The 24,522-nt window shown below is 67.0% G+C and carries 16 protein-coding genes and 3 pseudogenes; 2 read left to right on the forward strand and 17 right to left on the reverse strand.

Going from position 1 to position 24,522, the window contains the following annotated elements; translation table 11 throughout:
* Positions 1–242 precede the first annotated feature (242 nt).
* The 14 genes and pseudogenes from ACIBLA_RS03720 to ACIBLA_RS03785 form a co-directional block, all read right to left on the reverse strand.
* Positions 243–1,689, reverse strand: a pseudogene (locus ACIBLA_RS03720) (NF041680 family putative transposase); the annotation flags it as partial.
* Positions 1,690–1,885: 196 nt separating this feature from the next.
* Complete coding sequence (atzF, locus tag ACIBLA_RS03725; protein ID WP_399197668.1) at positions 1,886–3,634, reverse strand: allophanate hydrolase; 1,749 nt, start codon at positions 3,632–3,634, stop codon at positions 1,886–1,888.
* 114 nt (positions 3,635–3,748) lie between these two features.
* Positions 3,749–4,537: a DeoR/GlpR family DNA-binding transcription regulator gene (locus tag ACIBLA_RS03730; RefSeq protein ID WP_363242846.1), complete on the reverse strand. Its 789-nt coding sequence runs from the start codon at positions 4,535–4,537 to the stop codon at positions 3,749–3,751.
* Between the two features lie 96 nt (positions 4,538–4,633).
* Positions 4,634–6,100: an amidase gene (locus ACIBLA_RS03735; RefSeq protein WP_399197669.1), complete on the reverse strand. Its 1,467-nt coding sequence runs from the start codon at positions 6,098–6,100 to the stop codon at positions 4,634–4,636.
* 41 nt (positions 6,101–6,141) lie between these two features.
* The gene (locus tag ACIBLA_RS03740) at positions 6,142–8,127 is read right to left on the reverse strand and encodes an amidase family protein (protein ID WP_399197670.1); all 1,986 of its coding nucleotides are present in this window, start codon (positions 8,125–8,127) and stop codon (positions 6,142–6,144) included.
* A gap of 119 nt (positions 8,128–8,246) precedes the next feature.
* On the reverse strand, positions 8,247–9,263 hold the full coding sequence (locus tag ACIBLA_RS03745; protein WP_399197671.1) for a substrate-binding domain-containing protein: 1,017 nt from the start codon (positions 9,261–9,263) through the stop codon (positions 8,247–8,249).
* Between the two features lie 160 nt (positions 9,264–9,423).
* Complete coding sequence (locus ACIBLA_RS03750) at positions 9,424–10,461, reverse strand: ABC transporter permease (protein ID WP_399197672.1); 1,038 nt, start codon at positions 10,459–10,461, stop codon at positions 9,424–9,426.
* Positions 10,458–11,198 (reverse strand): ATP-binding cassette domain-containing protein, encoded by a 741-nt coding sequence (locus ACIBLA_RS03755; RefSeq protein WP_363242841.1) that lies wholly within the window; start codon positions 11,196–11,198, stop codon positions 10,458–10,460. The genes ACIBLA_RS03750 and ACIBLA_RS03755 overlap by 4 nt, the downstream gene beginning before the upstream one ends.
* Positions 11,191–12,519 carry an aspartate aminotransferase family protein gene (locus ACIBLA_RS03760; protein WP_363242840.1) on the reverse strand — a complete coding sequence of 443 codons (1,329 nt, stop codon included), beginning with the start codon at positions 12,517–12,519 and terminating at the stop codon, positions 11,191–11,193. Before ACIBLA_RS03760 ends, ACIBLA_RS03755 begins: the two co-directional genes overlap by 8 nt.
* Positions 12,520–12,569: 50 nt before the next feature.
* A complete protein-coding gene (locus ACIBLA_RS03765) occupies positions 12,570–13,547 on the reverse strand; it encodes a phosphotransferase enzyme family protein (RefSeq protein WP_399197673.1) in 978 nt (325 codons plus the stop codon).
* A 748-nt stretch (positions 13,548–14,295) separates the two neighbouring features.
* The gene (locus tag ACIBLA_RS03770) at positions 14,296–14,997 is read right to left on the reverse strand and encodes a hypothetical protein (protein WP_363242837.1); all 702 of its coding nucleotides are present in this window, start codon (positions 14,995–14,997) and stop codon (positions 14,296–14,298) included.
* 49 nt (positions 14,998–15,046) lie between these two features.
* A complete protein-coding gene (locus tag ACIBLA_RS03775; RefSeq protein ID WP_363242836.1) occupies positions 15,047–15,565 on the reverse strand; it encodes an SMI1/KNR4 family protein in 519 nt (172 codons plus the stop codon).
* 135 nt (positions 15,566–15,700) lie between these two features.
* The gene (locus tag ACIBLA_RS03780) at positions 15,701–16,366 is read right to left on the reverse strand and encodes a DNA/RNA non-specific endonuclease (RefSeq protein ID WP_363242835.1); all 666 of its coding nucleotides are present in this window, start codon (positions 16,364–16,366) and stop codon (positions 15,701–15,703) included.
* Positions 16,305–19,967, reverse strand: a pseudogene (locus ACIBLA_RS03785) (RHS repeat-associated core domain-containing protein); the annotation flags it as partial. The pseudogene ACIBLA_RS03785 and the gene ACIBLA_RS03780, both read right to left, overlap by 62 nt.
* 177 nt (positions 19,968–20,144) lie before the next feature.
* On the opposite strand from ACIBLA_RS03785, the gene ACIBLA_RS03790 reads away from it, so the two are divergent.
* On the forward strand, positions 20,145–20,468 hold the full coding sequence (locus tag ACIBLA_RS03790) for a hypothetical protein (RefSeq protein WP_363242834.1): 324 nt from the start codon (positions 20,145–20,147) through the stop codon (positions 20,466–20,468).
* Between the two features lie 347 nt (positions 20,469–20,815).
* Here ACIBLA_RS03790 and ACIBLA_RS03795 read toward each other — a convergent pair whose 3' ends face one another.
* Both ACIBLA_RS03795 and ACIBLA_RS03800 read right to left on the reverse strand, forming a co-directional pair.
* Positions 20,816–21,352 (reverse strand): hypothetical protein, encoded by a 537-nt coding sequence (locus ACIBLA_RS03795; protein ID WP_363242833.1) that lies wholly within the window; start codon positions 21,350–21,352, stop codon positions 20,816–20,818.
* 41 nt (positions 21,353–21,393) lie between these two features.
* Positions 21,394–21,738 (reverse strand): DNA/RNA non-specific endonuclease, encoded by a 345-nt coding sequence (locus ACIBLA_RS03800; protein ID WP_363242832.1) that lies wholly within the window; start codon positions 21,736–21,738, stop codon positions 21,394–21,396.
* A gap of 268 nt (positions 21,739–22,006) precedes the next feature.
* Here ACIBLA_RS03800 and ACIBLA_RS03805 point away from each other — a divergent pair.
* A pseudogene (locus tag ACIBLA_RS03805) lies at positions 22,007–23,540 on the forward strand (ISAzo13 family transposase); the annotation flags it as partial.
* Positions 23,541–23,633: 93 nt separating this feature from the next.
* Here ACIBLA_RS03805 and ACIBLA_RS03810 read toward each other — a convergent pair.
* Positions 23,634–24,503: a hypothetical protein gene (locus ACIBLA_RS03810; RefSeq protein WP_363242831.1), complete on the reverse strand. Its 870-nt coding sequence runs from the start codon at positions 24,501–24,503 to the stop codon at positions 23,634–23,636.
* Positions 24,504–24,522 lie beyond the last annotated feature (19 nt).

Raw genomic sequence — 24,522 nt, forward strand, 5'->3', positions numbered from 1 at the left:
ATCGCCCCTGCTCCCCAGAGTCTGGGTCGCCGTACTCGCTGCTGGAGCCATTGGCCGGGCATACGGCCGAGAAGCAGAGCATGCACCCCAATGACCCCCAAGATGATGACCAGGGCGATCAGTACCAAGCCCAGCACAAGGAACGCGAACATTCCCTTCCCCTTGCTTCCGGCTGTCACGCCATTGCTATCCAACCCGACTGCCAGGGAGGTCTCAATGCCGGGGTGTTGGTGAGGCTTGGCGCCGGGGTTAGGTGCCCTTCTTGTGGTGGGCGGGCGGGTGTATGCCTGACCAGTGGCGAGGATTCTGCCCACGTCGTGGCGGGCGGCGGGGTGACGGTTCTTCGAGCCGGGTGGCCGACCGGGGCCGGGGCGGGTGGGTTTCGGTGCACTGGCTGGAGAACCGGCTGTCGTGCGGAGGTTCCTGAACCCACGTCGGACCCGCGCGGGGGTGAGCTTGTCCGGCTGGGCCGGTTTTTCCCACGGGCGGCGGAGGTCGGAGGCCAGCGGGCGGGCGAGTCGGAGCTGGGTTTGGGCGGCGATCACCAGCCAGGTCGAGCGGTCCGCCGCGGCCGAGGTGCGAAGCCTCGGCCGGGTCCAGCCGAGAGTCTGCTTCAGCATGCGGAAGGTGTGTTCGAGGTCGAAGCGGCGGAGGAAGGACTGCCAGCAGCGGTCGACGTCCGCCGTGGTGGCGCCAGTGCCTGACCACCACAGCCAGACCGGCTTGTTGACCCCGCCGGAGGGCAGGTGCTCGACGGCCAGACGGATCACGGTGCCCTCGATGATCGGCAGCGGCCCGTCGTGGTCGAGCCAGGCGGCCCGCCGGGTCAGCCTGGGGTGGAGCCGGTCCCACGCCTGCGCGGTCGCCTTCCCGTAGAGGCGGGTGTCGGTGATGGTCACTGCCTGCTCAGTGCCCCAGGTGACGGGGTCGCCGAAGACGAACTCGCCGCCGTGCTTGGGCGGTCGGCCACCCTTGGGGTCGTAGACCCGCGTGGGTGTCGGTCGGCGCATCACGCGGTCGGAGCGGAGCCGACCGAGGATCTGGACCGGCAGGCCGGCCAAGAGGTGGGCAATGCGCGGGGCGTCGTATCCGGAGTCCAGGACGACCAGGATCTGCGGGTCGCTCTCCGTCCACTGCTCGGCCTCGATCAGGCGCTCGACCACCTCGCGGATCTGCGTGGTGGTGATCGCGGCGAGGTCGGCTCCGGGCTGGAGGCGGACCGCGTCCAGGATTGCGGTCCAGGAGGTGCGGCCGGTCTCCAGCGCGGACACGATCGAGTACGGCCAGCCGGGCATCATCCGATGCTTGGCCTCGCCGCGGCCGTACGTGTGGCAGAACGAGCGGTCCGGGACCGTGGCGGCGTCCGGCCGCAGCCACGGCGAGACGTTCACCGCCAGGACCAGCCTGCCGTCCGCTGCCTTCGGCAGCGGCAGCCCGGCCAGCGCCCGGCGCAGTCGGCCAATGTCGATCCGGCCCTGGTTCAACCCGCCGTAGAGCGACCCGTGGCCACGGCGGTGTTCCGGCGCGAGAGCCAGTTCGACCAGTGACCGCACGGGCCCGTCCGTGCACAACACCGCGTCCGTCAGCTCGAACAGCGCATCAGCGCCGGGCGGTCAGGCAGTCGTAGAAGTCGGTCCGGAACCGGGACAACACGGTCAAGGAATCGACGCGGACAGCGTCGTGCAGCAGACTCGCCCTCGCGGCCTTGGCATGATCAACAGCGTCTCGACAACGCACATGATCACACCAAGGCCGCACCACTGTCGCATCGGCCTTCAACAGCCCGGCGGGCGCCCAACTGCCCCTTCCCGAGCGGACGTTGAAAAACCCGCTGAGCAGCCGTATCTGTGTGCCCTCCGGCCGGAGTCCGATTCCCCTCTCGCGATCACAACCTCAGTCGGTCTTCAACGGGGACTGCGGGGCCGCTGTCCGGTGAGTCACTCGGGTGGGAGGCGCGGAGATAGGCGACCCAGTCGCCGTGAGCCGTGATGTCCTCGGCTCCGTCCAGGGCTCCGGGCTCGCAGGTGAAGCCGAGTACCTCGCGACCGTCTTCCAGTGTCACCGGGGTGAGAGCCATGGGTGCGGCAAGCTTCCCGAGGAAGTCCGCGAGCCCGTCCGGGGTGAGCGCCCACAGTTCGCCGACGATCGACGCACCGCCGTCCCCCGTCTTCCAGACCGCGGGTTTGGGGGGCGTCGTGCCGAGCCGCGCCATCCGGTACGTGGGTGCCGTCCGCACCGTACCCAGCAAGCGGGATCCGGTGTCGACCAGTTGGTGATTCAACGGCTGCCCGCTGCGGTGGGCGCCCATCACCATGAGCTCCCGGTACGGTGCGCCCCAGAGCTGCGCCGGCGCGGGGGCATCGACCAGAGTGGCGCGTGCGGCGATGTCGGCCAGTACCAGGTCGTCGTGTGCCCGGCCGACCAGCATGACTCCGGCGGGCCGTCGCGGAGTCGATCCGGCCGCCGGGACGGCGAGGGCGCTGAGGTCCAGCAGGTTGACGAAGTTCGTGAACATGCCGTTGCGCGAGTTCGCCCCGACCGGGTCGGCGCGGACCTCCTCGATGCTCGGATGACCGGGCGCGGTCGGAAGGAGCAACGCGTCCAGCCCTGAGAGGGCTCCCGAAGCTGTCGCCCGAGCGGCTACCAGCCTCTGTTGGTCGCGTACGAGATCGACGGCGGCGAACTTCCGGGCCGGCAGCACGATGGAGGCGACGGTTGGGTCGGCCTCCGGTCCCAGCTCGGCCAGGACATCGCCGAACGCGTAGGCGCGCTCGGCGAGGAGGGCGCCCTCGTAGAGGAGTTTCGCGGCCGCGAGCAGGGGGGCCGTGTCGACTTCGACGGTTTCGATTCCCGCAGCGGCCAGGGCTTCGACGGTGGACAGGTATGCCGTTCTCCAGTGCGCGTCGACGAGTTCCAGCGTCGCTTCGTCCACGGTGCCGACCCGCCCTCGTGACATGGACAGGCGTGCGTGCCGCTCCCAGGGCCTCGACCCGGCGCCGGCCGTCATGATCTGCATCGCCGTGCTGGCGGTGTGCAGTGTGCGGGCGAACACCGACACCGTGTCGTAGCTCGGAGAGGCCGGGTAGACACCCGCTGAGGACAGCATGCCGAGGGTCGGCTTGACCCCGACGAGGTGGTTGAACGCGGCGGGTACCCGCCCGGATCCGGCGGTGTCGGTTCCCAGCGCCACATCCACCAGCCCCAGGGCGACGGCCAGCGCGGAACCGGAGCTCGATCCGCCCGCGACGAGCGTCGGGTCGCTTGCCGATGCCGGTGTCCCGTAGGGCGTGCGGGTACCGACCAGTCCAGTCGCGAACTGGTCCATGTTGGTCTTCCCGACGACGATCGCACCGGCCTCCTCCAGCAGGCGGACCGTCTCGGCGCTGACGGTGGGAGTGTGCCGTACCCCGGGGGCTCCCGCGGTCGTCGACAGGCCCGCGACGTCGATGTTGTCCTTGACCGCGACGGTTGTCCCGGCGAGGGGGAGCTGCGCTCCGTCCCGGACTCTGACGTCGATCGACTCGGCCAGTGCGAGCGAGAGTTCACGGTCGCGCAGGGTGATCCAGACTTCGGGGTGTTCGGCCGTGTGGATGTGCTCGTAGCAGGTCTCGACGGCTTCGCGTGCGGTGGTCAACTGAGCCTCCCATCAAGAGATGAGGGTTGAAGGACAGAGAGCAAGTGGGGTAGGGGATTCCGGCAAGGGTGCGCGGTGGGCCGGGGGGAGTTTGTCTCGCGGGTGGGCCGGAGGTCACTTCGGTGTGTGCTCGGCGTGGACCACGGTCACACCGTGCGACTCAAGGCTCTCGACGACCGGATTTGCGCGGGGAGCATCGGTCACTATGGTCGTGATCCGGCTCAGTGACCCGACGGGTGAGAAGGACACGGCTCCCAGGTGTCGTTCCTCCACCAGCAGCACGACCTGGTCGGCGCTGGAAAGCATCGCGGCTTTGAGCTGTGCGTCGGTTTCGTTGTAGTCCGACACGAGATCGGATTCGACGCTGACGCCGGCGACCGAGACGATCGCCGTGTCCCAGCGGTGTTCGCGGAAGAAGCGCTGGGTGGTCGATCCGTAGAAGTTCAGCTCTTGGGGCCGGAGTTCGCCACCTGGGATCAGGACGTGGATGTCGCTGTCCTGGCCCAGGACTTCCATGACTTGGACGCTCGTGACCCCGACCAGTGCCTGAAGATGGCGTTCGCGCATCTCCAGCGCGACGAAGTATGCCTTTGTGCCGAAGTCGAGGGCGATGTTCTCGCCGCGTTTGACCAAGTCGACGGCGGCCCGGGCCATCGCCTTCTTCCGCTCGACGTTCTTCCTGATCCGCATCGAGAAGGGCGGCTCGAAACTGCGTCCCGCGTTCAGTTCGAGTCCGCCGTAGACCCGGCGGGCGATTCCCTGGCCACTGAGGTGGTCGATGTCCCGGCGCACCGTCAGCTCGGTGACACCGAGTTCCTGGGCGAGAGGGGCGGTCTCGACCTTGCCGTGTTCTTCGAGGAGTTCCAGGATGCGCTGGAGACGCTTTTCACGCTGGCTGGCCATGCGCGTCCTCTCCCCTCTGCCCCGAGGAGGAACCCTCGGCATGCGATCCTGCGCTTCCCTGCGGGAGCCGCCCGACAGCAGCGGACGGGCCCTGGGTCATCCGTGGAGTCCCGGACGGACACCGGCCACGCCGAGAAGCAACTCTAGCCGCTCGCCCAGCGCGAGGAGTTCCACGTCACGTCCATAGCGGCCGACCACCTGGATCCCGACAGGAAGCCCCGAACTGCCGAACGCGGCGGGCATCGCGAGCACCGGATGCTGCGAGGGGACGAGACGGCAGGCCAGCCGCTGCCACTGAAAGTACCGGTCGAATGTCGTGCCCTCGATCTCCGCGACCCACGGGACCTCGGCAGGGGGCGCGACGACGGGCGCACCTGGGCAGACGAACGCGTCGAAGTGACGAAGCAGTTCGGTGAACCGGACGAACAGCTCGTAACGGCGCTGCTGTGCCTCAACCAGCTCGGTTGTCGAATAGGCCGATGCTTCAGTCACGTTGGTGACGAAGTCGGCGCGGTACCTCTCGGGATGCTCGATCGGGTCCCGGCCGAGCAGGGAGAACCAGCCGAACATCTCGATCGTCTGCCACGCGCGGTCGACGCCCGCGAAGTCCAGGTCGACGTCCACCACCTCGACGCCGGCCGCTTCCAGGGTGCGCCGAACCGAGCGGAAGGCCTCGCGTACCTCGGTGGAGACGGGCAGGTCGCCGAGGTCCTCGCTCCACGCGAGCCGGATCGGGGAACTGCCCGGGGCGCCGAGCTCCGCGGTGGCGCCGAGGCCGTGGCCGAGGGGGGTCAGTTCGTCCGTCCCGGTCATCGCCGAGAGCATCAGCGCGGCATCTCGGCAGGAGCGGGCGACGGGGCCGTTCACGGAGTGCGGCTCCCAGGCCCCGGGCCCTGAGGCTGCGGGCACGAGACCGGGGGTGGTCCTGAGGCCGACTGCGTTGCAGAAAGAGGCCGGGTAGCGCAGGCTCCCGCCCGAGTCCGAGCCGTCCACCAGGGGCAGCATGCCGGCGGCGACGGCGGCCACGCCTCCGGTGGATCCGCCCGCGTGACGGCTCGTGTCGTACGGGTTGCGGGTGATACCGAAGACATCGTTCCAGGTGACCGTACCAACGCCGAACTCCGGCGAGTTGGTCTTGGCCACGATGAGAGCCCCTGCCTCGCGCAGCTTGCGGACGTGGGGTACATCGGTCGCGCGCGGGCCGCGGTCGGCGAACGCCCGCGAGCCACGCGAGGTGGGCATGCCCGCGACGTCGACCAGGTCCTTGATGGCGACGGGAATCCCGTGCAGCGGGCCGAGGGGTCCGCCCTCGTCGCGGAGGCGGTCGGCCTCCTGGGCGAGCGCGATCGCCTCCTCGCGCGGGATCCGGTGCACGATCACGTTGATGCTGTCGTTTGTGGCCTCGATACGGTCATAGCAGGCCGTCATCAGCTCGACCGCGGTGATCTCGCCGGTGGCGATGGCGTCGCGCAGCCGTGTGGCGGACCACCAGATCAGCCCGGAGGGCGGGGTGTTCGCCGAAGCGGTGCCGGGCCCGCTGATCAAGTTCGGTGTAGTCGTCATGGTGATGTGTCCTTCGCGGGTGGTACGGGGTGGGGAACGGGTCAGGTGGGGCGGGGCCGCGTGTACGGAAGCTCGGTGAGGGCGCAGTTGAGAATGGTGCCGTCGGTTGCGGCGACGGTGAGGAGGACGAGGATGCTCGTCTCTCCGTGGACGGATCGCCGGACCGCTGCCAGGCGGAACTCCTCCTCGCGGGCGCCCGGGGTGAGTTCACGGGTCTGTCCGCCGATGTCGAGCAGGACGCGTGTGCTGACGGTCGACTCCACCTCGGTTCGTACCCGGACCTTCACGGAGCCGTCCGGGGCGATTTCCGCGTCGCCGTCGATGCGGGCGCGCACATGCCGGGCGGCACCGCTTCGGCCCGTACCGGTCGCCGGGAGGAGTTCGGGTACGCCGGGGAGTGAGGCCGGGGTGCGGGCGGGCAGGAGGCCCTCGATCTCCTCTGCGATGGCGAGTAGGCGGAGGTCGTCGTACGCGGGCCCGCAGACCGTGAGCCCGACCGGCATGGCGGTGTCGTCCATCAATCCCATGGGCACGGTGACGCTCGGAATGCCTACCCGGCGCAGCACATGATTGGTGGTGGAGAAGACTGTGCCGTCCTGCCAGGCGGTGCGGGCCGATGCGGGGTTGGTTTCCGCGTCCCAGGCCCCGATGTCCGAGTTGGCGGGGAACGCGACGGCGTCGAGCCCTTCTCGGGCCATCCAGTCTTCGAACAGGTTCCGGCGGGCCGCGTCGAGCCCGGCGAGCGCCGCGGCGGACCGGCTCAGGACCTCCTTCTCGTCCGGTGCGTCCTGGCGCAGGATGCGAGCGAAGTCGAAGACGTCGCGTCCCGGGTGCAGAAGTCCGCTCTCGACGATGTCGACCGAGCAGGGAGCGTCCGGGCGCACGGCGGCGGGTGCGACCTGGCTGAGGGAGAGCGGTTCCTTGGCGAACGCGTCGAGGTGGCGCTGCCAGGAGAAGGTCATGAGCGCGTCGAGCTCGTACGCCGTCCAGTCGGCCGGCAGATAGCCGAGCTCTTCCAGCGACGGATGCCTGGTGCCGCGTCCCTCGTAGGCTTCGACCAGCGGGAAGTCGACGCGGACAACACTGGCGCCGGCCGCGTGCAGGGTCCGCTCCGTCCGTTCCCAGACGCGGCGGATCGATGGGCGCAGTGGCGGGGCCGTGACGTCTCGGTGTTCCTCCCCGAGGTAGAGCCGGGGAACACCGATGACGAGCCCCTTGAGCGACGTCCTTGGCGCTGACGAGCGGAGGGCTTTGGCCACGGTGTCGGCGAGTGTGATGTCTACGGCGGTCTGCCGGGCCCAAACGTCCCGGGGGTCACCGCCGGCGATCACGGCGAGGACCTCGCGCAGGTCCGCCACGCTCCGTGTGTGCGGTACGACGACATCGCGGTACGGATGTAGCGGCCAGTTGCCTGTGCTGGGCACCACACCCCACGACGGGGTATAGGCGACCAGGGCATTGTTCGACGCCGGGGAGCGTCCCGAGGACACGGTCTCCTCTCCGATCCCGAAGGCACACAGGCCCGCCGCGACGGAGACGCCCGATCCGATCGAAGAACCGGAGTGCCACGCCGCGGCGAGGTACTCAGGGTTGTAGGGGCTCCTCGTCCGCCCGTACAGCCCGGCCTGACCGCCGCCGATCGCCATCGGCGGCATGTTCGTGCGGCCTACGAGGAGGGCTCCGGCGCGGCGCAGCCGTTCCACGACGACGGCGTCCTGCTGGGCGACGACCCGGGCGAAAGCCGGGGAGCCGGCCGCCAGGGTCAGTCCCGCCGCGGCGAAAGAGTCCTTCACCGTGTAAGGGATCCCGTGGAGCGGGCTGCGGACCCGGCCCGCTGCGCGCTCGGTGTCGAGGACCGCCGCATCGTCGAATACGGTGGGGCTGAGGACGGGAACGGCGTTGAGGCGCGGCCCGTCGCGGTCGAGCAGCATGATTCGCCGTACGTACTCGCGTACGAGAGCGAGGCTGCTCAACGCGCCCGACTCCAGACGGTCGCGCAGGTGCAGGAGCGAGGAGTCCTCGACCATCTGTCTACCCTTCGTCTCACCTGCTCGGGGAGGAAGCCTGCGGAGCAGGATGCGGGGAGGCACCTGGGGGCAGGCCCGGTCCAGGCGGCGGCTTCCTCCCGGAGCAGGGGGCGTGTCAACTACTGGGCCGAACAGTCGGCGTTGTAGAGGAACTTGGCGCTGTCGTCGCTGTCCACGTTCTTGGCGGTGATGAGCTTCCAGGGTGTGTTGACGGTCTTTTGCTTCACCGAGTCGGCGTCCTTCTTCCCGCTGAGGACCTGCCCTGCCAGCTCCATCGATTCGTAGCCCATCTGGTAAGGGCTCTGTCCGATCAGCGCGTCGTAGTTGCCGGCGCGCAGTGACTCGACCTGCGCCTTGGAAGTGTCGTACCCGATGTGGGTGACGCCTTTCGCGTGGGAGCTGGTGATGCCGTTGGCCACGCCGGTACCTGCGCCGATGTTGGTGGAGAACACAAGAGAGAGGTCCGCGTTGGCGGCGAAGGCGGAACTGAACGCCTGGGAGGACTTGGCGGAATCGCCGCCGACGTACTGGTACTTCAGGACGTCGAGGTCGCTGTTCTTCTCGATGGCGTCCTTGAATCCGTCCGCGCGATCGGACTGGATCGTGTTTCCGGGTGAGTCGGTGACGATGAGCACCTTGCCGGAGTTGACGCCGAAGTCCTTCAGAGCTTGAACGGCGGCATCGTAGGACGACTGGTAGCTGTCGGTGCGGATGGACTGGAGGTATTCGTCGTTGGAGAGGAACGAGTCGGGCATGATGAGCGGGTTGCCCTTGGCCGTGTAGGACGCGAGGGTCTGGTTGAACGCCTTGTTGTCCCAGACGGTGAGCAGCAGTCCGTCGGGGTCGGTGGCGAGGACGGACTGCAGGACCTGCATCTCGGCGTCGACGGTGGTCTCCGGCGTGCCCTGGATCTTCAGGTGGATCCCGGCCTCGTCGGCGGCCTTCCGGGCACCGCAGTACATCGCGCCGTAGTACTCACCGGTGCTCTCCGGCGTGACCATGGAGACGGTGAGGTCGCCGCCGGAGGAGGAGGCGCTCTCGGCGGACGACGAGCATCCGGTGAGCAGCATGGCGGTGGTGAGGGCGGTGCTGGCAGCTATCACCGTGATCAAGCGGCGGGAACGAGCGTGGGACATGGGTCTCTCCTGGTGGGACGAAGGGGAGGAGTGGCGACCACGGCGGCCACGCTGCCGGTGCGGTCGAGAAGGTCCGGACGGTGTGCGGGCGGTGCCGTCCGGCGGCTTGTGGGAACCGGTGAGGAGGGGCTTCGGGTCCGGCGGGTCCGCCGGACAGGACCTAGTCGGCGCCGAGCTTGGTGCGGTTTCCGCGGTCGAGGCTGACGGCGATCAGGAGCATGACGCCGATCGCGATGGTCTGGTAGAAGGGCGAGAGGTCGATGATCACGAGTCCGGACTGCAGGATGATCGCGAGGAGCGCACCGAAGATCGCGCCGAGGAAGTTGATGCGTCCTCCGGTCAGGGCGGTGCCGCCGATGAGCGCGGCCGCGATGGCGGCCATCGAGTCGCTGAGGTGGCCGGAGACGTTCGTCGTGGAGTAGCGGGCGAGGTCGATGTACCCCGCGAGGCCGGCGAGCGCCGACGAGAGCACGAAGATCCCGACCGTCCTGCGGAGCGTCCTGATGCCAACCCGGCGGGCGGCGACGACGTTCGATCCCATCGCGAGGACATGGGTGCCCCACGCGGTCGTACGGAACACGATCCAGATGACGGCGAGGACGACGGCGCCCACCAGGGTCGGCAGCGGCAGCGCGCCGAACTGGACGCTGCCGAAGGAACTCCCCAGTTCCACAGGCAGCCCGGTGAGGTTCACGCCGTCAGCGATCACCTGGGCGGCGCCGGTGCCGATCGAGAGCATCCCGAGGGTCGCGACCAGGGAGTTGATTCCCACGACCCCGGTCATGATTCCGTTGACGGCCCCGAGCACCACGCCCGTGACGACGGCGACGACCAGACCCACCAGCAGGACCGGTGCGGTGGACACGTCCCCGGTCATGGCGATCATGACCTTGCCGGACACCACCGACGACACGATGACCACGGCGCCCTGGGAGACGTCGATGTGGCCGGCGGACATCAGGACGGCCTGTCCCGCGGTGAGCAGCAGCACCTGGGAAGCCGTCAGGAGCATGCCGAGGACGTTGGCCTCACTGAGGAAGGCTCCGCCTGGCGAGAGCGCCTGGAAGACGGCGACCACGACGATCTCGACCAGGATGATCTGCACGGCCCGGTTGGCCAGGGCCTCCCGGACGCGGTGCGGGAGCGCCCGGGTCACCGGGGTGTCGTCGGCTGTCTTGAAATGGGTGGCGGCGCTCATGTCTGCTCCTCACCTACCATCACGGTCATGACGTCGGAGACCGAGAGTCCGGCCGGCCGGAGGTCGGCGACGATGGTGCCGTGACGCAGCACCACGAGTCTGTCCGTCAGTTTGAGTACGTTGGGTATGTCGTGGGACACGAGGATCACCCCGAGTCCGTGCGAGGCGGCCCGGCGGATCGTGTCGAGAACGACACCCACCTGTTTCGGGCCGAGGGCCGCCGTCGGCTCGTCGAGCAGGATGACGTTCTCGGCCCACTTCATCGCCCGGGCGACCGCGAGCACCTGCCGCTGGCCGCCGGAGAGACGGGCGACGGGGAGTCGGACGTCGCGCAGCGTGGAGATGCCGAGTCGTTCGATCGCGTGCTTCGACTCCTTGCGCATACCTGTGCGGTCGAGGACCGCGAACGGCCCTTTGCCGCGCTTCAGTTCATTGCCGAGGAACAGGTTCTCCGCGACGCTGAGGTGCGGAGTGAGGGCGAGGTCCTGGTAGACGACGCCGACGCCGAGGCGCTTGGCGTCCTGGAGGCTCGACAGTGTCTCGCCGTTGACGCTGACCCGCCCCGCGTCGGAGGCGTTGGCGCCGCAGATGATCTTCATCAGGGTGGATTTGCCGGCGCCGTTGTCGCCGACGAGGGTGACGATCTCGCCCGCGCGCACCCGGAGGTTGACGTCGCGGAGGGCGGTGATCGGACCGAAGTTCTTGCCGACTCCCTCGACGGCGAGAATGTCACTCATGGGCTGTCTCCTTGCTGCTGACTTCCGCGAGGACCTCCGCGTAGACATCGATGAACTCGTCCGCGTCGTCGGCGTCGAAGACGAGGGGAGGACGGATCTTGAGGACCTGGCCCGAGTGGCCGACCGCCGAGATGAGGACATGCCGGTCGCGCAGTCCACTGACCATGCGGCGGGCCCAGCGCCCGCCGCCGTCGCCGTCGGTGGCGGCCATCTCGACCCCGATGAACAGGCCCGCGCCGCGCACGTCCGCCGTGATCGGGCTGGACGCGCAGATCTCGGTGAGCCGGCCGAGCAGCTGTGCTCCGGTGCGGCGGGCGTTGTCGAGGAGGGCGCGGTCCTCGATCTCGTCCAGCACGGCGGCCGCCGCGGCAATGGAGACGGGATTGCCGCCGAAGGTGTTGAAGTAGCGGTGCCCCTGGGCGTAGCCGTCGGACAGGTCCGCCGACAGCACGAGCGTGCCGATGGGGAGCCCGCCGGCGAGGGGCTTGCCGCAGGTGACCATGTCGACGTCGTCGCTGTGGCGCTGGAATCCCCACATCGTCTCGCCGAGACGGCCCATGCCGGGCTGTACCTCGTCGGCGACGACGAGACCGCCCTCCGCATGCGTCACCCGGAACGCCTCGGCGAGCAGGCCCGGCTCTCCGGGGAAGATGCCGTCGGTCGAGAGGATCGTGTCGACGAGCAGTGCGGCGAAGCCAAGTCCGTGGCGGCGCAGGTCTTCGGCGGCCACCCGTACCGACTCGGCGAAGACGGTCCCGGCCTGTTCACCGTGCCGGAAGGTGTCGGGCGCGTCGACCACCCGTACCCACGGGTGCAGCGGCATCCGCGGCCCGTTCTCCGGGGAGAGCCCGGACAGCAGCCGGGTCGTGCCGTGGTAGGCGTTCCGCGTGACGACGACGCCCTGGGCGCCGGTACGCCACTGGGCCATGCTGACGGCGAGGTCGTTCGCCTCGGACCCCGAGTTGGTGAAGACGACCCGGTCGAGACCGGCTGGATGGGTCCCAAGGAAGCGTTCCGCGTACGCGACGACGCTCTCGTGCAGGTAACGGGTGTGCGTGTTGACCCGCGTCAGCTGGCGGCGTACGGCTTCGGCGACTCTCGGATTGGCGTGCCCGACGGCGGGAACGTTGTTGTATGCGTCGAGGTACTCGTTGCCGTCGGCGTCCCAGAGCCGGGCGCCGCGGCCGCGCACGACGTGCACCGGCTTGTCGTAGAAGAGGGGATAGATGTCCCCCAGCACGGCGCGGCGTCGGTCCAGCAAGCCCTGGTCCGCGGCGGAGAGCACCGAGGCGGCGCTCGCCGGATCGAATCGATTGACCATCGTGCTTTCTGCGGAAGCAGCGCGGGGCAATGGGGTGGCGCTGTGCACGGTCACTCTTCCTTCTCGGTGGTGCGTGCGGCCCGAGCGAGGAGGACGCGCTCGGCCAAGTGGTCGTATCGGAGCTGGTAGTCCGCGCGAGCGGGGGCACGACGTGCGCTCTCTCTGCCGAGCAGGATCACGAGGGCCACCCGTACCAGGACGAGGGAGCGGATGAGCGAGGTCTCCCGTCCGTCGAGTCCACAGGCCCGGCCGATTGCGGCGAGGTAGCGGTCGACCAGCGTGTGCTCCAGGTCGCCGAGGGCCAGGCCGAGGTAGCAGGCCGTCACGGCGATGTCGTAGACGCGCGGGGCGTGCACTGCGTCGCCGAAGTCGATGACTCCGCTCACGGCGCCTTCTTCGACGAGGACGTTGGAGAGGTTGCAGTCGGCGTGGACGACTTGGGCCGGCAGCGTGTCGCGCACCGGGATCACGTGCTCCCGGAAGCCTCTGCCGATCTCCTCCAACGTCGCACGCAGGACGGGCGGTGCGTGCACCGGGATGAGGTGCTCGACGTCGAGGATCGCGTCGAGCGACCACTCGCTGCGTGCGGGCACGGACAGTTCCCCGGGATCGGCGTTACGAAGAGCCGACAGGAGCCGCGCCTGCACCTCTGCGAGCGAGTCGACCGTCGCCTCATCGAGCGTCACATCCTCAAGTGGGACGCCGGTGCAGAAGGTGGTGACAAGGATGCTTCTTCCTTCCTCGACGGTGATGGGCCGCCCGTTCTCCCGAGTGAGCAGCCGGGGCACAGGAAGGCGGGGATCGGCTCGCGCGACATGGGCAAGGAGCGCTGCCTGCATCCGCGCGGAGGAGGCACTGGACGGGTCGGCCGGGAACTCCTTGATGACAACGGTGCGGCCCTCGTCCGTGTCGGCGATCCAGGTGCGGTCGTTCTCGCTGCCGGTCTCCCGGACGCCGACGAGGCGCCTCACACCATGCGCGGCAACAGCCCGCCCAAGGCGGCTGCGCTCGGTGGTCTCGGCCAGCATGGCACGGCCTCCTTACCCTAGAGATCACTTTTTCTGATCGAGACATTATCTTTCATGTTTGTTTCGATCCAGTTCAATCAATTTTTTTAACCAGAAGGAAACTTGAGTGCACACAGCGGACATCTGATGCGGAAGGGAGCGGAGGAGGACGGGTCAGAGGCACCGCCGCCGGCGAGGTGCCGCGCGGTCTCGGAATCACCGCGCCATGAGCCGGCTATGCCTCGTCACCGCATCAGCGTCCTGTTCGCCATGCTCCGCGACGGCACCTTCTACGAACCCCGCGAGCCCAGGACCCCCGCCCTCACCACATGAACCACACGCCAGCGAATCAACTGGCCGCGGCTGGCTGCACAAACGTCCCGACGGGAAGTTGGTCGGAGAGACGGTCGATGCCGACGCCCTTGTCGTACAGGGCGTGGGCCTCAGCGTGAAGGAGTAGCGGCGGGAGCGGGACGTGCTCGAGATCGCGGAGCACTCGCTGTGTTTCCGAGCCGGCCCCCGTCATGGCTGTGACAACCGGTGTCATCGACCCGTAGCTGGGCACGGGCGAGGGATGTGGGTCGGCTCGTGTCAGGACAGGTCGGGGAGATCTCGTCATCCGCAGAGTTGCAGAAGCGTGTGCGTACTGCGTCGACGAGTTGGGTGTCGATGCGTTCGGCGAGCGCGGGCAGCCGCTCGCGCATCGTTTCGAGTTGTTGGCGCATCTGCGCCGGGTCGGCCGGCGGGGTGCCGGTGCTCCCCTCCTCCCTCAGGTATTCGGCGTACGGGCTGGTGCTGGCCGCCTTCCAGGCGTCGCGGCGCGAGGCCTGCGCTGCCGTACGGGCGCGGCGCTCTTCTGTCTCGGCCTCGACCGCCTGCCGGGTGAAGTGGGTGAGGAGGTCCTGCCGTTCGGCGCGGGAGGTGCCGGCCAGACGCACGGCGATTGGCCGCGTTCGGCCGCCTTGGTGATCGCGGCGCAGAACTGGCGGGCCTGGGTGGCGGTCTTGGCCGCTTCGGCGGCGTTGCGGGCTTCCTGTTCGGCGACGGCGGCCAGACGCAGGGCGCGGTCCAGCATGGTGCCTGTCTCGGCGATGGCGCGCTGGCCCCGTGACGGGCGGGCGGCTGCCTCGACCGCGCGGCTGGTCACCTCGCGGGCCTTGTCCCCCGCCGTGCGTTCCGCGTCCACGGCCCTGCGTTCGGTGTCGTCCGTGCCCGCCGCGAGATGGGAGGACGGCAGGTGCCCGTAGGGGCGGGCGTCCCGGTCGTCCCAGGCCGGGAACCGGCTGTCCGCCGTGGGCGCGGGCGGGCCGAACGGCTCCGGAGCCTTGTGCAGCAGATCGGAAACCATGCCGGCTGGCCGGTCCTGCTTCAGAAGAGCGGCGCAGCCGTCCACGGCGCGCACCAGCGACGCCGTCGTTCCGGTCGTCGCACCCCAGCCACGCCAGGAACGGCGGCGCGCTGCCCAACTCACCTGTCAGGACAGTCCGGTCCGCTCTCCCAGGGCCCCTTCGTGCGGCACATCAGCTGTCGTCGTCGGAGCCCGGCTCGAACGTTGTACCCAGGGCATACCGAGCAATCCCAAAGGGTTGGAAATCCGCATCCGAGAGAACTCTGTAGAGGAATTCCGACGTGGACATGTCGTACCGGTGCCATTCGCCGTCTTCAGCTCGCGCGAAGATGGGATACTCGCCGGGCCGACCGGCATCGATGAGCCAAAAGTATTCATCGCCCCATTCCGTGGAACCCCATGGAACGAGACCCTTACCTCCCGGTGCATAAATCGAGTATGGCTCAACGGCAGAAACATCGCCCGCCCCACTGTCCCGGTCGACCGAAAGGGCGACTCGCCACTGAGTCAGAAAATCGAAGGCGAGACCCTCGTCATACCCGAGGAAATAGACAGAATCACTGAAGACTCCGCCACCAAAAGCCTCGAAAAGCTCTCTGTAGTCCGCGGGCAGAGGGATCTGCAACTCCCCTTCGATCGCCTCCCAGTCGACAGGAATCCCCAGTGGCTCCCATCCGGTCAACTCGATCACTCGGTGCACCCACATATAGCAACCTTTCAGACGGAAGGGTGTGGGTGAATATTATTCGCGATATTCACCCACACCCATGTGAATCTTGGACTAACTACTTCAGCCAACTCCTGTCCGACCCGGCAGTTTCACGACTCAGGGTTGGAGTCCTGTCGGCGTGTTCCAAATTGTCGCCCCAGGCTCGAATTCTCCTGTGTCCATGTTCAACCAGGTGATGGTCAGGCTGTCGGGAGCCCCGTTGCTTCCCGTGTAGTTGGCGTTCACCTCGTAGTAGACCGTTTGCCCGGCCTCCACCATGGCAGCCACCTTGTTCTCCACCTTCTTCATCTGAGACCTGTTGGGTGTGGCCCACAGGGATACCAGATTCCGAGGCTCGGTACCGCTGCCGCCCAGTCGATTCGCCAGCAGATGACCACGGTTCATCCCCCTCTTGAAACCGGGAGGAGTCAACTCGGGATAGTCCCTCTGGGGGCGCGGGACAGGACTTCCCGCGATCTTGGAATCGGCCTTGCCCTGTGTTTCTCCCTTGTCGTTGAGCCAGCTGTAGTCACCGCCGTTGAGGCAGGCGCGCACTCCCGTCGCCCTCTTGTACTGGTCGAGCGGCTGGTAGTACACCATGCTCTGGCCCACGTCGCAGTTGTCTCGCGTGAACGGGAACGGGGCACTTGCCGGCTGCCACTCGAACTCTTCCTCGGGAGTGACGAGCAGACCCTTGCTGGTGTCGCCCTCTGGCGTGGACTCAAATCCGTTGGACACGACGGGAGAGTTCCAGCCGATACCGTTGAGGAAGACCTCGGCCACGAGCCCCCAGCGCCCGCGCGGCCTTCGTCGCCACCTTGCCTCCGCCCTTCAGAGCGTCGCCGATCTTGCCCAGGACGTCATCGCAGACGTCGCAGCCGAAGATGTGTCCGTCGTACTCGATGAAGCTCGACGGGTTTCCGCCGGTGAAGGCGTAGCGATTGCCGGTGAAGGGGTCGGCTCCCAGGCTCATGTCGGCGAGCGCCCCGTTGTACATGTCCCGGGTGGTGAAGCGGTTGAGCCCGGGGTTGTAGTCGCGGAATCCCATGTCGTACGTGCCCGCGTTGGCGTCCCAGCGTTTGGAGTTGTAGCGGTAGGGGTTGTACGCCTCCTTCGTGGGGTCGCCCACTTCCGGCTTGTCGATGCCGGTGAACTCGTCCTTGTCGTCGGAGCCGTAGGCGGTGTAGCCGTAGGTCGACTTGGTGTCGCCGTCCTTGTCGGTCAGGGTTTCGACGTCGGTGTGCGAGTTGTAGCCGTAGAAGCCGTCCTCGCTGGTCCCGTCGGAGTTGTGCTTGACCTGGGAGAGACGCTCGCCCCACGGGCTGTACTGGTAGGACTTGGTGAGTTCCCCGGCGACTTCCTCGCCCAGCACCTCGCCGGACATGCCGAGGTAGTTGAAGTCGGTCGTCTTGCCGTCCGCCGTCTTCGACGCCGTGCGGTCCAGCGGGTCGAACGTGTACTTCGTCGTCTTCAACGCACCCGTATCGTCCGCCTTCTGGGACTCCACGATGTGGTCGAATCCGTCGTAGACGCTGCGCTCGATGACCTTCCCGCCCGCGGTGACCGACTCCTGGCGGCCGAACGGGTCGTAGTTGTAGTTGGCGGTCGAGCCTGCCGAGTTCGCGGTCAGCAGCCGGTTGCGGTCGTAGCCGAAGGTCGTGGAAACGCCCTTGACCGACTGGCTGATGACATTGGCGTTGTCGTCGTGGACGTAGGTGTCGGTGCCCGCGCCCGTCCCCGTCTTGACCGACTTGGCGAGGCGGTCGGCCGGGTCATAGGTGTAGTCCGTGGTGGATTGGAGGTACGCCGCGTGGTTGTCGGCGTTCATCTTCTTCGCCACGTCCTGCGCCTTGTTGCCGTTGGCGTCGTAGGCGTAGGTGTGTGAGGAGACGAGAGTGCCGGAGCCCTTCTTCTCCGTCGTCGACTTCAGGGCGCCGTTCAGGAAGTAGGTGGAGTCGACCGTGTTCTTGTTGGCCTTGGTCTCCTGGAGCTTCTGGCCGCGGTCGGTGTATGTGTACGAGCTCACCTTCGGAGAGGCATCGGCCGCCGTCTTGCCGGCCGACACCGTCTTGACCTGCTCCCTCAGGTCGTAGGTGTACTTGGAGAACTGGTCGGGGTGGGTGACCGTCTCCGACTGGCCGTTGGCGTCGTAGGTGTACGACGTGACCTTCTTCTCCGCGCCGGCCAGCGCCTCGGTCACCTTCGCGACCTGGTTCAGGCCCGTGTACGCCACCGTGTAGGCGTCGATCCTCGCGCCCGACGATGTGTCATCGATCGATGTCAGGTTGGCATTGGCGTCGTAGGCATACGCGAAGGACTTCTTCTCGCTGTCCGTCTCGCCCGTGGTGTCGCGCACCAGCTTCACGCCGTCGGCGACGACGACGCCTGCGCTGTTCTGATCCAGTTTTAGCTTTGCGTCGTTGCCCTGCTTGAGGATGTACGAGCCGAGCGAGACCCAGGTGCCGGTTGCGGCGTTCTGGTCCTTGGTGACCGCCGGGTGCGTGGTGGTGCCCTGGGAAAGTGAGTACTTGGCGGTGGTCGCGACGCCCGTGACCTTCGGGTACTTCACGTACGCCGTGTACGTGCCGTCCTTGGGGATGTTCAGCGTCCAGGTGAAGGCGTCCGTGCCGGTGCCCGCCGCGTGCGTGCCGTGGTTGTAGCCCTGCTGGCCGGTGAGGTCTCCCGTCGCCCACGTACCGGTGGAGGAAGTGTGCTGGGTGTCGGAGTTGTCGACCAGCACGACCGACTTGCCGACCGGCACACCGTCGTCGGACTTCGACTTGAGCTTGCCGTCGGGGTAGTACGACCACGCCATGGTGCGGTCCGAGGAGCCGCCCGCCGAGGTCAGCGTGCGAGCCTTCTGCTGGCCGAGCTCGGTGTAGTCGTAGGTCGTGGCGATGTCCCACGGGTCGGTGGACTTCTTCACCCAGCCGTTGTCGAAGTACTCCACGAACGTGTCGCTGCGGACCGTCTGACCCTCCGACGGCGGCAGCGAGGTCTTCGCCACCCGGCCCACGGCGTCGTACACCGTCTGCGTGTAGACGTCCGCCTTGTTGTAACGGGCATCGGCAGGGTCGTACGGCCGGAACTGCTTGACCGGACGGTTCAGCGCGTCGTACTCGGTACGCGAGGTGAAGTCGTCCGCCGTGCCCGTCGCTGTACCCCGCGGCGTGATCACCTTGGTGTTGTTGCCGACCTGGTCGTACTCCCACTTGGTGGTGCGGAACGTGGTGCCCTCATAGGGGACCTTCACCTCGGTCTGCGTGCCCCGCTCGTCATAGGTGACGGTCGTGGTGTTGCTCTCGGCATCCGTGGTCGAGATGACCAGGGAGTCCTTGTCGTAAGATTTCCTGCTGGTCTTGCCGGATGCGTCCGTGACCGTGGTGACCCGGTGGTTCAGGTCGTAATCGGTTTTGCTGGTGTAGTCCTCGGCGTCCGCGGTGGCGTTCTTCTTCGGATCCACCACCTTCGTGAGGTTGCCGACGTTGTCGTACGTGTAGGAGATCTTGTCCTGCTGGGCGTTGATCACCGAGGTCAACTGATAGATCTCGTCGTACGCGTTGGTCGTGAGGTAGTCGGTCGAGTCCGCCGTGGTCAGCGAACCCTTCGCCTCCGTCGTGGTCTTGATGTTGCCGACGTTGTCGTAGGTGTAGACCGTCCTGCGTTCGTCCGACGTAGCCGTGTCCTTCGGAGCGGTGGCCGAGGTGATCTGGTCGGCCGCGTCGTACACCGCCGTGGAGACCGCCCCGTTGGGCGCGGTCGACTTGGTGACATTGTCGTTGGCATCGAATTCAGGCGCTGGCATCGTAATGAAAACGCCCGCCGCTTGATCCTTCGGCACCGTCCTGACCAGAGGACGCCCGAAGGTGTCGTAGTCCTGCGTGGTCTTCTTGCCCAGCGCGTCGATGACTTCACGGACCTGACCGCGCTCGTCATAGACAAACGACGTGGGCTTGCTCAGCGGGTCGGTGATCTTCTCCGGGTAGCCGGTCGGGCCGAAGTCGCCGTAGTTTGTCGGGTTGCCGTTGGCGTCGGTCGCCTTGGTCAGCTGACCGTGGGCGTCGTACTCGTATGCGGTGGTGTAGTCATCCGCCGTCGCGGTCGCGACGCCCTTGGGGTCGGTGACTGTCTTCAGGTTGCCGAGCGAGTCGTAGCCGAACTGCCACTTGCGCCCCTCCGGAGAGGTCTTCGTGTAGATGTCGGCCGAGAAGCCGTCCAGACGGGTCTGGTAGCTGTAGCGCTGCGAGTTCGCCGGGTATGCGCCCGGGGCGCAGTCGGCCGCGGGCGGCACGCCTGCCTTGTTGTTCTCCGGGTCCCGCTGCCAGAGCGGGTAGCCCGTCTTCTGGTCGTAGCAGTATGCGGTCTTGGCGCCGTTGTCCTCTTCACCGCCGAGCCCGACGACGCCCGACGGCTGGCAGCCGAGGCTTGGAGCAGGTGGCACGAGCTGGCGTCTGAGCTTCCTCCTGCCCGACCCTGGGAGGTCTTCCGCGACCGCGCGGAGCCTGAGTTCGAGTCCTGCTCCGGCGAGGAACTCGTCGCCCGCTACCGTGGCCAGCCCCTGGTGCAGACCTTCGACGCGTACCTGGCGACGCTCGCGACCCGGCCCTACTCCTCCTGGTTCCTGGCCTTCGGCGACCCCGTGCTCGAAGTCGGGCAGACGGGGCTGGAGGCGTTCGTCGACCGGCAAACGGGCCTGGCGCTGCGACAGCGCAACGTCCTCACCCTCGACGGCTGGTGGTACGAGGACGGCGGCCCCGGTGCTTGTCAGAGCCCAGCACAGTGCCCGCACGAGCCGGAGCTCCCGTCCGGCCAAGAACACATCGACGCCTATATGGCTGGCCTGCCGGCCAGCACTCTCCTGGTCAACGTGCGCTGCCACGTGTGAACTCCACTCAGCGCTGAGGCCACCGGCCGCGCGTTCGGGTCCGCGGGGCTCGTCCTCCAGTAGAAGCTGTCCCCCGAATAGGACTCCTCCCAGCCGATCAGGCCACCCGGCTGGGAGAAGGGCACGTAGCCCTCCGTGTCGTCCATCTCGACCAGATCTTGAAGGATCTCGTCATCGGTGGCGAATCTGCTCCCCAGGAATTCGACGTCACGGACGACGTCCTCCGAGGGAACCTGACCGATCGTTCCTTTCCGGCAGGGCGCCGACCAGGCATCACATGCGCCACGGCCCGCCCCGGGACGAAACGGGCGGGCCGTGGTGCCGAACGGTCCGGTCTGCGGTCAGGATCAAAGTGCCCTATAAAAGGGCGAGGGGATCGATGCTGCAACACCGAAGGGCACGAATTCCGCCTCCGTGAGAACGCGGTAGACGAACTCCGAGGCCGACATGTCGAAACGCTGAAATGGCTCCAGCGGGTCCACTCGGGCAATCACCGGCCATGTGGCCGGGTCCCGTGCGGTGTCGACCAGCCAGTAGTACTCCTCCTCGATGAAGGAGAAGCCCCACTGCACAAGACCCGTTCCCGGCTTGCCCTCATTCGCACCGAGAAGGCCGGCAGGGTCGAACATCCGCCGGTTGTCCGGGTTCGCCGACACTGAATTGAGTAGTGTCGCGTGGTTGGCGCGCACCGACTCCGAATCCTCGTTCGCCTTCAGGATCAGGAGATGGTCGCTGAAAGCTCCCCGGGGCGCGAAGCGGCGACGCAGTTCCTTGAAATCATCAGGGAGAGGGGTGCCCAGGAATTCCTCCGTGCCGGTCCAGTCGGGTTCGCCCGTTTCGCCATCCCAACCCGTGACCGTCACCAGGCGTTCGACCCATTCCATGTGCACCCCTCCACGCGATTTACGTACTGACTACGCCTTGGTCAGGGCCTGTTCCAAATCGTCTGATCGACAATTCTGGCCCCGGTGGACGTATAGGCGGTCATCGTAACACCGAGCGGAATGGGATTACTGTCGCTGCCCCACACCGGAACGGAGGAGTAGTAGACGGTATTTCCCGCGGCGATCGAGTCCGCGATCTTCTGCTCCTGTGTCGACATCTCCGGGGAATTCGGAGTGCGATACAGCGGGACCAAGTTACGCCGGTCCGTGCCGCTGCCTCCGAGCTGACGGGCGAGAAGGCGACACGCGAGAGCGTGCGCTGAGAGACGCCTCCCCCCTCGGCAGCGACTGCGTAGGATCACTAAGAACCGCCCGGGTGTTGCCATCGGCTATCCGTCACGGAATTGCGTCGAGCCCTGACCTCATAGGTGCCTCTCCGAACCCCTCAGCAAAATCCGCGAGACGGAGCGGATCGGTAGCAAATTTCCCCACCCTGAGCATCCATTCCTGGGAATTCGCATAGGCCGTGATTGCCCGCCCGGCCAGAGCAGTCGCACTCCATTCCAAATGGCTACATGCCGCCATCTCAACAAAAGTCTTGAAGTATGGTGTTTTCTCTCTGGACATTCACCATCCAATCCAATTCGGCTGCTGATGGCCGCGGAGGCCAGGATGCTGGGGCATGGCGGCGTCCGGGCCGTCGCGCAGGCCGCGGCGGTGAGTGAGACGACGGTCCGCAAGGGCTGTTCGAGCTTGAGGCCGGCGAGGAGCCCCTGGGCCGGGTGCGGCGGCCGGGCGGAGGACGTAAACGGGTCGCAGATCTCGACCGGGGGTTGCGTCCGGCCCTGCTGCGCTGGTCGAGCCGGACGAGCGCGGGGATCCGATGTCGCCGCTGCGCTGGACGGTGAAGTCGACCCGCACCCTGGCCCGGGAGCTGAAACGGGCCGGGCACCAGGTCAGCGCCGACACCGTCGCCAACCTCCTGCGGGAGGAAGGCTTCAGCCTGCAGGCCAACGCCAAGACAATCGAGGGCAGCCAACACGGCGACCGCGATGCCCAGTTCCGCTATCTGAACGAGCAGGCCCGCGGACACCGGGATGCCAGCCAGCCGGTGATCAGCGTGGACACCAAGAAGAAGGAACTCCTCGGAGCATTCAAGAACAGCGGCCGCCAGTGGCGCCCTACAGGTGAGCCAGTACTGGTAGGCGTCCACGACTTCGCCGACCCGCAGCTGGGCAAAGCCGTCCCCTATGGGATCTACGACCTGGCCGCGAACACCGGCTGGGTCAACGTCGGCACTGACCACGACACCGCCGCGTTCGCCGTGGAGTCGATCCGCCGCTGGTGGCACGGCCAAGGCCGCCCCGCCTACCCGCGGGCAACACGACTGCTGATCACCGCCGACGCGGGTGGCTCCAACGGCTACCGCACCCGGGCCTGGAAACTCGAACTCGCCCGGCTCGCCGCCGAAACCGGGCTCACGATCACCGTGTGTCACCTTCCTCCGGGCACATCGAAGTGGAACAAGATCGAGCACCGGCTGTTCCCCCACATCACCATGAACTGGCGTGGCCGCCCGCTGACCAGCCACGAAGTCATCGTGAACAGCATCGCGGCGACCACCACCAGCACCGGACTGCGCGTGAGGGCCGCCCTCGACACCAACAGCTACCCCACCGGAGTGAAAATCGGCGACGCGGAGATGGCCGCCCTGCCGCTGACCCGGCACGCGTTCCACGGTGACTGGAACTCTGCCCTCCACCCCCAGCCATGCCCCGCCATCCCGGTGGCGCGGGCCCCGCAGGCGCCCGCGGAGAAGTGGGACCAAAACCTGCTCTCTGACCCCGCCCTGACCGGGATGACCCACCGCCAACTGGACGAACTCACCGCAACGTTGGCTCCTGACGGTGACAACCAGCGCGGCCGTCCGCCCCGGCTCACCTTCCCCGACCAGGTCCTGGCCACCGTGCTCCACCTGCGGGTCGCAATGGCCGCGGAACCCCTGGCCGTATTGTTCGGCAGCAGCCGCACGGCCATGCACCGCACACTCCTGGAAAACAGGAAACTGCTCAAGGCCCACAAGATCACCATCCCACCCGCGGCGATCCCATCCGCGACCCTCTCAGTCCTCCAAGCCCGAGTCCTCACCCTCACCGGCGAACCCAACAACAAGATCAAGACGACGTGTTACTGTAATGATCTGCAAGCCCTTAGCGAAAGATCTGCACGCCCTAAGGTCCTGCTCAAGATCGGCACCTCCTCTTCTCCCGCCTCGCCCGTCTCACTGGATATTGAGTACGGGACGGTGCATGGCGTTCTGCTGGCAGATGAATACCCGCAGCTCACCGAATCGCCCGACGTCGACGCCCGTCGGCTCGTAGGCACGGCTCATACCGTCCGGTGTCAACGCCCTGTCTTCGAGCGGCCACCACCTGTCACTGGCCCCGTCCCATTCACTGCTGTCCACCTTCAGTAGAAGGCGCAGATCCGACCGGCAGTTCGGGCAGTAATTCCGCTCGATGCCGGTCACATTCCAGTTGGCCCATCCTCCCACTTTCCATCCCTTCGCAACCGACAACGCATACTGGTACTGAAAATCTCGTGCTCGGTCGATCTCGTCCACGATTCGCATGAGTTCATCAGGAAGTTCCTCGACGAACGGGTACTCGGCGACCATTTCGGGGCTGATGGTGCAGGGATGCACCCGGTACGCATCGTTGAGGAGTGGGGGAAGCTCCGGGATCATGGGGACAAAATCCGTGATCGATTTGGAGTCGCGCCAGAAGATACGCACATCGGGACCCTCGTATTCGCCACCCCACGGATATTCGACATAGTGGTCATTCGGACACCACAGAATCTGAACCATGTCGAAGCCGCTCGGAAAGAAAAACTCCGGGAGATCGCGGGAGAAGAACTGTCCGACAACAACGAACCTCCCCGCTCCGGGCTCACCGATGTCACGTGAGTGCTCGTCGCACGTGGGCCAGTCCTCGTTCGGGCCCCACAGCAGCGGCCCGCCGACGTGGCTCTGCGATGCCCCTGGCGTGCCACGCCTCGGATGCAGACGGACAGTGCTCCTGACCCATTGCGCGAGCGCGGGCACCAGTGCGGTGACGTCAATCGGTGGTGCACTCGTGGTGCGCATCATCAATCTCCCAAATGAATTT

Origin of the sequence: Streptomyces sp. NPDC050433, assembly GCF_044458565.1 — a bacterium.
In the GTDB taxonomy this organism is placed as follows: Bacteria; Actinomycetota; Actinomycetes; order Streptomycetales; family Streptomycetaceae; genus Streptomyces.